Source organism: Moorena sp. SIO4A1, assembly GCF_010672065.1.
Taxonomy (GTDB): domain Bacteria; phylum Cyanobacteriota; class Cyanobacteriia; order Cyanobacteriales; family Coleofasciculaceae; genus Moorena.
Genome location: NZ_JAAHHX010000649.1, coordinates 1 through 1,539 on the forward strand (window position 1 = coordinate 1; position 1,539 = coordinate 1,539).

Consider the following 1,539-nt stretch of genomic DNA (forward strand, 5'->3'; position numbering starts at 1 on the left):
TTATTGTCTGACGTTGCTAATTAAGGCAAAAGGCAAAAGGCAAGAGGCAAGAGGCAAGAGGCAAGAGGCAAGAGGCAAGAGGCAAGAGGCAAGAGGCAAGAGGCAAAAGGCAAAAGGCAAAAGGCAAAAGGCAAGAGGCAAAAGGCAATAATAAAGATGTTTTTAAGGCAATAATATCTCCCCTTATTAAGGATATATAGTCAAAAAATACTGTACATCATAAGTGCTATCAACGCTATAAAATCAAAAAAATTACTATAAATCATGATTTATTTATGTTTGGAATTACCTAGTTTAATCTATCATAACTTAGATGTTGAATACTGCAATATATAACTAATTTATTTTTTTTGATTGTAGGGTATTAATTAGGAATAATTAACTTGGGAAATTTGTGATTTTTACTTTTGGAGCGATACTTAACAATTTTATTCTCCCGACTCCCGACTCCCTATTCCCTATTCCCTATTCCCTATTCCCTATTCCCTATTCCCTATTCCCTATTCCCTATTCCCTATTCCCTACTCCCTACTCCCTACTCCCTACTCCCTACTCCCTACTCCCTATTCCCTATTCCCTATTCCCTATTCCCTATTCCCTTTATTATTAACAATGACAGTTTTAATTATTACCCATAGCCAAGACAACGAAAGCATTCCCCTAGTGGTAAAAGCCATTGAAGAAAAAGGGGGGAAAGCCTTTCGATTTGACACTGACCGATTTCCCACGGAAGTCCAACTAGATGTCTACTACGGTAAGAATAAAGACGGTAAGAATACAGAAAGATTAATCCTAAAGTCTGAGGAAGAAAAGCTAGATTTGCAGGAGGTCTCCGCAGTTTGGTATCGGCGCATTGCCATGGGTGCAAGAATTCCGAGCACCATGGATCCGCAAATGCGGCAAGCCTCTGTACAAGAATCTCGTGTAACTATCCAAGGTATGATTGCCAGTATTGATGGCTTCCACTTGGATCGGGGCTCTGTGATTGAGCAAGCTAAGAATAAGCAGTTACAGCTAAAAGTAGCACGGGAACTCGGGATAGATACTCCCCTTAACCTGACCACTAATAATCCAGCCGCAGTGGTGGAATTTGCCAAAGAATGTGAGTCTGGCATAATTACCAAAATGCTTTCATCCTTTGCCATCTATGATCAGCAGGGACAGGAGCAAGTAGTGTTTACCAATCCTGTCAAACCAGAGGATTTGCACAACTTGGATGGATTAAGGTTCTGTCCAATGACGTTTCAGGAACATCTCCCTAAGACCCTAGAGTTACGAACCACAATTGTCGGAAAGCAAGTGTTTACTGCTTCGATAGACTCTCAACAGTTTCCAGGTGCTCGTTATGACTGGCGGCGACGGGGCGTTGATTCCCTAAACGCTTGGCAGCCCTATCAGCTGCCCCAAGATCTGGAAGAAAAGTTGCTGAAGCTAATGGATTACTTTGGCTTGAACTATGGCGCGATTGATATTATTTTAACTCCCGATGGTCGCCATGTATTTCTTGAGGTCAATCCAGTGGGAGAATTCTTCTGGCTT

Annotated in this window: 2 protein-coding genes; both read left to right on the forward strand. The window is 41.7% G+C overall.

Features of this window, described 5'->3' with window-relative positions:
• The first annotated feature begins 394 nt into the window (after positions 1-394).
• Positions 395-610, forward strand: coding sequence for a hypothetical protein (locus F6K53_RS41535; RefSeq protein WP_293086225.1), 216 nt, complete (start codon positions 395-397; stop codon positions 608-610).
• 2 nt (positions 611-612) lie between these two features.
• A partial coding sequence (locus tag F6K53_RS41540) for an MvdD family ATP-grasp ribosomal peptide maturase (protein WP_293086228.1) occupies positions 613-1,539 on the forward strand: 927 nt, incomplete at its 3' end.